The sequence below is a fragment of the Flagellimonas sp. 389 genome (genome assembly GCF_018449435.1).
In the GTDB taxonomy this organism is placed as follows: Bacteria; Bacteroidota; Bacteroidia; order Flavobacteriales; family Flavobacteriaceae; genus Flagellimonas.
In genome coordinates this window covers 1-8,527 of the sequence record NZ_JAHCMU010000029.1, presented here as the reverse complement: position 1 = coordinate 8,527, position 8,527 = coordinate 1, and the positions used below count along the sequence as shown (strand labels likewise).

The window sequence follows — 8,527 nt, the reverse complement described above, 5'->3', positions numbered from 1 at the left end:
AACGGGAACATGACATCCGACCTTAATAAGGGGATAAGTTCAATAGAATATAACCATCTGAACCTTCCAACAAAAGTTACCGTAACGGGCAGCAATGCGGGTACCATTGATTATGTTTATGATGCCACGGGCGCAAAGCTCAGGAAGGAAGTAAGCACGGGCGCCGTGACCGAATACGCGGGCAACCACGTCTATTCGGGAAATGCCACGTCCACAAGCCTGCAGTTCTTCAGCCACCCCGAGGGGTACGTGAACGTGGAGAACAATGGGTATCGGTACGTTTACCAGTATTTAGACCATCTTGGAAACGTAAGGGTATCTTATACGGAAGACCCCAGCAATCCGGGGCAGCCCACGATCATAGAGGAGAACAATTACTACCCCTTTGGTTTAAAGCATAAGGGCTACAATTCTGGCGGCGATACCGCACTCGGCAACGATGTGGCGCAGAAGTGGAAGTATAACGGTAAAGAGCTTCAAGATGAAATGGGACTGGATATGTACGATTATGGAGCAAGAAACTACGATCCTGCTTTGGGAAGATGGTTCGGTATTGACGAATTAGCCGAAGATTACTCTAGTTTATCTCCATATGCGTTTGTTGGTAACAATCCAATGACCAATTTAGAGATAGATGGTAGATTTTGGATACGTACTGTTGACGAAAATGGGAATGTTTCTTACACAGCAGAAGAAGGAGATAGTGCCCAATCTCTTTACGAACAGTTTGGAGAACAAGATGGATTCGACGCAGAAACAGCGGATTATATGATTCAGAATCTTTTTGGGGAAAATAGAGTTGAGGACGGCGAAGCATTTTCCAACATTGATCCCGAAGATTCATTTACTCTTTTTTCCGAAGATACTTCGGAAGTTATAGATGGGGATCAACGCATACAAGTTGTTGACAATGATTCTGACGTTGAAGAAACCGATCTCAGCACAGTAGATATGGGCGGTACTCAGATTGACCAGACCACATTAGAAAAACGGGATAACAGGAAAGCACTTGTAATAATGGCAGAAGGTCTTCACCCTAAAAATAAAATACCAGAGTTCGGCCTCAAAGGACTTAAAATGTGGGGAGGGCGCAAAACAAGTCGAAGCAGCTTTGGTTCGAGAGGAACAACCAGTTCATCATCTAGGGTCAATACTGAACTCAAAGCACCAGTGCAAATAAACAGCACAAGGCCTGTGAATGTAAGAGGTCATTTTAGGACATTAAAAAGCGGTAAAAAGGTTTGGGTAAGACCACACATCAGAAATATAAAGAACACTTCGAATTAATCTAAATATATATTGTATGTTTAAACAATAGGGGCTTTCAGAAGCCCCTATCGTTTTTAAGTTTCATTACTAAGTAAACTTTTAAAAGAATACCAAAATAATCTACATAGATATTTTTATGATATTCAAAAGAATACTTCATAGACGGTCTTTTTTCGTAGCTATCGTTGTCTTAGTTATAGCGCCATTACTTTTTTACTATGTAAGAGAAGCAAGAAAAGTCAGTTATACCCCAACTGCATATGAAAAGGAATTAATAGACTATTTTAAAGAGATTGCTTTGCAATCGGAATATTACGATAATTCTCAAAAGACAATAAAATGGGAAAAGCCAATGTCGCTTTATGTTGTGAAAGAAAAAGAACTAAAGTCCCAAATGTCAGTTATAAAAAAAGCCATTAATAAAATTAATGATTTAGCAACTGATGGATTTAAAATAAAACTTACCAATAACCTTTCAAATAGCAATGCAGTTCTTTATTTATGTAAAAAAGCGAGGGTTGCGGAATTAGCCCCACAATTTTATGAAATACTTACTGATGGTATTGATTATGAAATCTCGGGCTATGCGTATTCACAATATGCCACAGACACCCACATAATCAATAAGGCCTTAATCTTTGTTAGTACCGAAGAAGCATTCAATGTTCAAGAATCCACAATTCTAGAAGAGTTGGCCCAAAGCCTAGGTTTGGCTTTTGATTCAAAAAAATATGCGAATAGTATTTTTTATAAAAACAAATCTGAACAAGAAATCAGAACAAGTGAATACTCACGACTAGATCGGGACCTTATTAGGTTATTGTATCATCCAAAAATGGAGCCTGGATTGGATTCTACGGGACTTAATAAAGCACTTAAAAAAATCTTGAAATCGGAAAAAAATTAAATTTGGTAAGTGGCTTTTGAATCTTTCAACAGGTCACTATTACTTTTTAATTCTACAATAATATCTTGTATTCCGTGATATTTTTCCCCAAATACGATGTTGCAACTGTATTTAATTTGATGTTTGTCGAGGACTGCATCTATTTTAGCTTTCCTCGATTTTACTTCTTTTTTCTTCTCCCGATATTTTATTAACCTTTTAAAGGCAAAATGGAATAAGATAAAACCAGTCAAAATAACCATAAAAGATATTGCAAATTCAGAATATTTCAGATAGGGACTAGACTTACTGAGGTCAAGTTCTTGGATAAAATCTTTTTCTATATAAACCAGGATACATCCTATTCCAATAAAACTTAAAAAATAAATGTATGTCCCAATTTTCTTTTTTTTAAGTTTTTCAATTTCAATATGAATCAAACCTAAATCCTCTATAAATTTTTCACTTAGTGGGTTTTTGGTCTGCACAGCCGGAGTGGTTTTTTATGCTATGGACTTTAGCTTCACGTTCTTGATGAGCGCATCGAGGGTATAAAGGATGTACCTTCTGTCCTCTTCGTCAAATTCCGAAATATCCTGAAACCGTTTTAGCATCTCTGGGCTTTTGAAAAGACCCGCATTATCGTTCTCGCCGAGCAAGTACCCGACGGAAGTATTTAAGAGCTGCGCCAGTTTTTTGGCCGTATCCACGGAAGGCGTCATCTCGTCCCGCTCGTAACGTGAAATAACGCTCACGGAAGTATTTAGCTGATTGGCCAGATCTGTCTGGGACATTTTAAGCTCCTTCCTCAAAGAAGCGATGCGCTTGCCGAATGACAACATAGAATTATACTTAAACGGTTATAAATGCCCGTAAATTACGGTTCAGGGCAAATATACGAACCTTAATCGACCAAAAGAAATACGATACGACTTGTATAATTTGTTTGATAAGATTAATTTTGACCGTAAAAGGTTAAAAAAGTTTTTATGAACAATCTTGACGTTACCAACCCGAACAGCTACGAGTACAGAACCGAATACCTAGAGATCCATATCCTCGGAGGGCTGAAAACGAACAAACTCGAAACCTTACGAATAACGCTTAGCGTTCAGAAACCAAATGCCCACAACATCATCAGGCACAGCATAGACCTGTACAACGACAACCAGACCGAAAGGCTGGTGCGGAAAACCGCCGAACGGTTGGAGATAGGAACCACCATCGTAAGGCGCACCCTTCAGGAACTGACAAGGGAACTGGAAAATTACCGCTACCTGCTCTTGGAGCAGCAAACGGCTGCACCCACCATAAAGGAAATGACCGCTAGAGAGGCCAAACAAGCGGAAACCTTCCTAAAGAAAAAGAACCTGTTGGAAAAGACCAACGATCTGATCGGCAGATCGGGCGTGATCGGGGAACACACCAACAGATTGCTCATGTACCTGATATTCACTTCACGCAAGACCAACAATCCCTTGCACTGCATCAGCCTCGGTAGTAGTGGCGTTGGAAAAACGCACCTACAATCGAAAGTGGCCGAACTCATACCGCAGGAGGACAAAGTTGAGATCACTGTTTTAAGTGCCAACGCCTTTTACTACTTCAACCGTACCGAACTTCAACATAAGCTTATACTCATCGAGGACTTGGACGGGGCGGAATCAGTGCTTTATCCACTTCGTGAACTCCAAAGCAAAAAGCGCATCACAAAGACCGTCGTCCACAAGGATGCAAAGGGAACGACCAAGACCATCCATCTAACGGTCGAAGGGCCTGTATCGGTGGCAGGCTGTACCACCCAAGAAAGTATTTACGAGGACAACAGCAACCGAAGCTTCTTGCTCTACATCGACGAAAGTGCCGAACAGGACAAACGCATCATGGATTACCAGCGGTTGGCAAGTGCGGGGAAACTTGACGAACAAGAACAAATCGAAGCTGCGAATTTGTTGTGCAACGTGCAGCGGACATTAAGGCCCGTGAAAGTGATCAACCCCTACGCCGAGTTTTTGGAGCTGCCCGAATCCGTCTTTAAACCGAGAAGGACGAACAGCCATTACCTACAATTTATTGAGGCCATCACTTTTTACAAGCAAATGCAGCGAGAAAAGAAATACGACCAACAAACGGGCGAGGAATTTATTGAAACCGCCATCGAAGATATTAAGGAGGCCAACGAACTTATCATTGATGTGCTGCTCCGCAAATCCGACATCATCACGGGGGCTTGTAGGAACTACCTTGAGGAACTCAAAAAGCACGGCACACGTTTTACCGCCCTTGAAATGCGCCGAAAACTGAAGGTCAAGAAAACGACCCAATGGCGTTACCACAAACAATTGTTGGAAAGCAACCACATCAAAAAAGTGAGAAAGAAGGGAGATAGCCTTGTGCGCTATGAAGTTACCGACCCCGACGAGTACAGGGAGTTGGAAGCTGCCATAGCCCAAGCCCTAAGGACTTGCCTTGACAAGATACATACAGGACTATCGGAATCGGGCTGTTCCACCGTTCCAAAGCGTTCCACTGCCAAAGTGGAACGGACAACCCCAAGGAAACGAGCCAGTTAGCCCCTCTGTTCCACAAAACCATAAAAAACATCAAGGGCCATGCAAAAATTACCATTACATAACCGTACCTATAAAGCGTTCCTGCTCTCCTTCAAGGAGTGGTTGGAAATCCTTGGCTATGGAAAGACCACGGTCAAATACTCGCCCATCCACTTGCGGGAGTTCTTCCATTGGTTGGAGTGCCGCGGACACTCCGAATTAAATACCATAATGAGAAGGGACGTGACCGAGTATTACGAATACCTAAAGCAACGCCCCAATGAAAGCTATGGCGGTGCACTCAGCAATGCCAGTCTCAACAGCCATATCAGTGCCATCAAGCGGTTCAACGAATACCTGAAAAAGCACAACGCCAAACCGTTGCCCATCCACCTGAGATTGGAAAAGCTGGAAAAACTCGACCATACCGACATCGTGAGCCAAGAGGAGATCAAGGAAATGTTCGAGGCCGCCGAACACAGTTATGTGATGCGCCATATGTGCCTACGGGACAAAGCAATGCTGACCGTACTTTATAGCTGTGGGCTTAGAAGAAACGAAGCGGTACACCTGAACCTGGGCGATGTGCTCTTTGGCCGTAACCGCATACTGGCACGTTGGACAAAAAATGGTAGGGAACGCCATGTGCCAATGAATGACCACAACATGGAAATCCTCGAAGAATACATTTATGACGGTCGCCCGATATTTTACAAAGCAAGTGAAACCGATGCCCTTTTTGTGAACCAACAGGGCGGACGGATGGGAGGCCAGAGTTTTAAGTTGCGCCTGCGTGCCATCATCAGGGCCACGGGCAACCCCGAACTGATGGAGCGAAGGATAACACCACACAAGATGCGGCACAGCATAGCTACCCACTTACTCGAAAATGGGGTCGCCATCGAAACGGTCAGCCGCTTCCTTGGACATAGCTCATTGGAAAGCACCCAAGTATATACCCACTTGGCAATGCCAAGAAATAATTAATATGATATGGACTTTAGAGAATATTTATTGCAGAACCGTTACAGCGAAAGCACCATCAGGGTACACCTGTTACGGATCAGGCGGCTACAGAGTTGGCTCAAAAATCAGGGCATCGAAGAAAGCGGGATGACCTACCCCCAGATACTGCAATACACCAAGCACCTACAAACGGAAAAGGGCTATGAACGACAATCCATCAACAATGAGCTTCGGGCGATAAAGCTCTACCACGATCATCTGATCGAGGAAAATATTGCCATGGAGAACCCCGCCACCGATATGACCATACGGGGAACACGTACCAAGGCCATCGGTGAACTATTGGAAGCGGAAGAACTGGAAAATCTTTATTACAGTTATCCAACAGGGCATCACGACACGTTCTTTAAGGCAAGCAAACTAAGGGATAAAGTTGTCATTGGGCTGATGGTATTCCAAGGCGTTACCACAATGGAGCTGCACCACATGCAAGAGGAACACCTACAACTGAAAAAGGGAAAAGTGGATGTTCCAAGTACCCGAAGGAGCAATGCACGTACCTTGAAACTACAACCTTGCCAAATGATGGAACTGGTGCAATATGTGGAAGAAGCCCGACCCTACCTATCGCAAAAGGACAGAGGCAACAACCCCGAAAAACTGTTCTTCGGCAGTATCGACCAGATGCACAGCATCACCAGTAGGATATTGAAGGCCATGAAAGAGAACAACCAAAAGATAAAAGGCTGTTCTTCACTTAGGACAAGTATCATCATCAACTGGCTAAAAAGCCACAGTCTTAGAAAAGTCCAGATCATGGCGGGGCATCGCTACATCAGTTCCACCGAAAAGTATTTACAAAATGATATTGAAAACCTACATGACATCGTGGATAACTTCCATCCGATAAACTGAAAAGTCCCCAGGGCAAAAAGCCCACGCCGCTCGTACCTCACGGCTCGCCCTGTCCTTTTTACCCTTCCGCACGCCACACTTCCGCAGATTTTTATGCGCCAGCGCACTTGTGGCACATTGCCTGTTTTGGCGTTCCGGCGCAACAGCCACTCACGGCACTCAAAAATCCCGCAGGCGGATATTTGTGCGTACCGCTCAATCGCGCCGCCAAAAAGCCAAAGAGCCACGCCAACGGGAAAGCTATTGCATAAAAACCTGCCCAAAGCAATGTTTACATAACGTTGCATTATGCTATCGCTGCGCTCCCCCGGAAAGGCGGGGGCGCATAATAACGCTATGTAAAATTGCCGCCATCCCCGCGCTCAAAACCGAACGGCTTTATCTATATTTAGGAAAATCCCAATAAATGGACAGTAGCATAATCCCTATAATCGTTGGTGGAGGAATAGCCATAGTATCTGGTGCGGTCGGTCATTTTATCAGTTACCACTTCAAATCCAAGAGCGAAAGAAAGAAATATGTGTTCGAGAAACTGGACGATATAATAAACTGTATCAGTAACATTGAACAGATGATGCAGGAGGACATAGCTGGAATATTCAAGCTCCTGAACCCAAATGAGAAACGGGAAATAAGCCTCTCCTTCCAACAGAACAAATTGGAGTGCTTGGTCAAGATATATCATCCCGACCTTTCCATTGCAATGGACAAACTGAAGAAAAAAATAAGGAAATACCATAGTACAAAATTGGAAATAGTGACCATGGAAAGGCGGTCGGAAACTGATAAAAAACTGATTAAAGATGCTTACAATAGATTGAGTGCCGTGTTCGATGAGTTTACGGAAGAAACCAAATCATTCATTACGGATTTGGCAGAATATGGCCACCGAAAGACACGATGAATTGGCTTGTCCGTTAAACTAGAAAATTACCAATATCAAGATGTGTGCGTGTCATGACAAACCAATGAAAAAACACCTACTTCGAGATGTGAGCTTGTGGCCACAAACTTCTTACTCTTGCGGGACGCTCAATCGCCGCTAGGTCTATCATTTTTAAAGCTGGCGAACGCCCCCGCTGAGATCTGCCGCAGTTAGCCACCTTTAAAAACGCTCATGGGGAAACCTTGTCCGCTGACATCGGGAAAGGGCGCCTATGTCCATCGGTTCGACCAAGCATCCACCTGTCCCAATCTTACCAGAACAAACCTATGAAGTGCTCGATTTTTTATTGGTCTTGAAATAGATGTGGGGAAAGTTTTTGTCCTTTAACCTTAAATCTTTCCTGATGGATTTTACCAAATCCGTCAAAAGCGTATCGTGCAATCTTTGGTCAACTTTTTTATTGGTGTTCTCCTCAAAAGCTATCATCTTCTTTATTACATCCTCGTTGGCTATCAAGAAAAGCCTGTCCCTAGCAAATACATACTTGCCAATGTTCTCATTGTTGTTGTCGGCGATCAGATAATGTAGTGCCTCAATGTACAACGTATAGTGCTGTTCCTTCAACTTCCTTGTCTGAAGGGAAATACTGTTCCTGTTGGCCAACCATGCCCCCACAAGAGAAACGATTATTGCCGAGACCGCTCCCAGGATGGATATTAACAAACCTGTCTCCATGAGATATTTTTAATTAAAGGTAGTTCATTGTTGTAAAGCCGCTGGCCGTAGCGGCTATTTTACATAGTGTGCTTATGGCTACCTGCACAGAGTACCATAAGAGCGCATTATGTAAAGATAGCTTGGGCAATCCCAACGGGAACCCATTCAGCAAGCCATGTTTATGTAAACAAAAACCCTGCTCACTTTGTTAGGAAAAGAGTAGGAAAAGCCTCCCATACCACCTATCTTTAAGGCACGTTCTTTTACATTTTTACCGCTCCGATGTACCAAAAAAAGTGGCCGAAACCCGCTTTTTTACGTAGAGTATGACCAAAA

The 8,527-nt window shown here is 43.4% G+C and carries 9 protein-coding genes; 6 read left to right on the top strand and 3 right to left on the bottom strand.

The genetic code is table 11. The annotated features are described in order from the left end of the window. A partial coding sequence (locus KIM67_RS18385; protein ID WP_298869725.1) for an RHS repeat domain-containing protein occupies positions 1 to 1,287 on the top strand: 1,287 nt, incomplete at its 5' end. A 118-nt stretch (positions 1,288 to 1,405) separates the two neighbouring features. Continuing rightward, on the top strand, positions 1,406 to 2,176 hold the full coding sequence (locus KIM67_RS18380) for a DUF2927 domain-containing protein (RefSeq protein WP_213833020.1): 771 nt from the start codon (positions 1,406 to 1,408) through the stop codon (positions 2,174 to 2,176). On the opposite strand, the gene KIM67_RS18375 is transcribed toward KIM67_RS18380, so the two are convergent. Beyond that, positions 2,173 to 2,643, bottom strand: coding sequence for a hypothetical protein (locus KIM67_RS18375; RefSeq protein ID WP_213833019.1), 471 nt, complete (start codon positions 2,641 to 2,643; stop codon positions 2,173 to 2,175). The two genes, KIM67_RS18380 and KIM67_RS18375, sit on opposite strands and share 4 nt — an antisense overlap. A gap of 15 nt (positions 2,644 to 2,658) precedes the next feature. Continuing rightward, complete coding sequence (locus KIM67_RS18370) at positions 2,659 to 2,997, bottom strand: helix-turn-helix domain-containing protein (RefSeq protein ID WP_213833018.1); 339 nt, start codon at positions 2,995 to 2,997, stop codon at positions 2,659 to 2,661. Between the two features lie 147 nt (positions 2,998 to 3,144). Here KIM67_RS18370 and KIM67_RS18365 point away from each other — a divergent pair, with 147 nt between their 5' ends. The 4 genes from KIM67_RS18365 (at position 3,145) to KIM67_RS18350 (ending at position 7,492) form a co-directional block, all read left to right on the top strand. After that, positions 3,145 to 4,728, top strand: a complete 1,584-nt coding sequence (locus tag KIM67_RS18365; protein WP_213833017.1) for a hypothetical protein — start codon at positions 3,145 to 3,147, stop codon at positions 4,726 to 4,728. A 210-nt stretch (positions 4,729 to 4,938) separates the two neighbouring features. Next, entirely contained in the window at positions 4,939 to 5,694 is a 756-nt protein-coding gene (locus tag KIM67_RS18360; RefSeq protein WP_250149329.1) for a tyrosine-type recombinase/integrase, read from the top strand. Between the two features lie 6 nt (positions 5,695 to 5,700). Beyond that, entirely contained in the window at positions 5,701 to 6,588 is an 888-nt protein-coding gene (locus KIM67_RS18355) for a site-specific integrase (protein WP_213833015.1), read from the top strand. A 406-nt stretch (positions 6,589 to 6,994) separates the two neighbouring features. Further along, positions 6,995 to 7,492, top strand: coding sequence for a hypothetical protein (locus KIM67_RS18350; protein WP_213833014.1), 498 nt, complete (start codon positions 6,995 to 6,997; stop codon positions 7,490 to 7,492). 306 nt (positions 7,493 to 7,798) lie between these two features. On the opposite strand, the gene KIM67_RS18345 is transcribed toward KIM67_RS18350, so the two are convergent. Then, entirely contained in the window at positions 7,799 to 8,209 is a 411-nt protein-coding gene (locus KIM67_RS18345) for a hypothetical protein (protein WP_213833013.1), read from the bottom strand. Between the last annotated feature and the right edge of the window lie 318 nt (positions 8,210 to 8,527).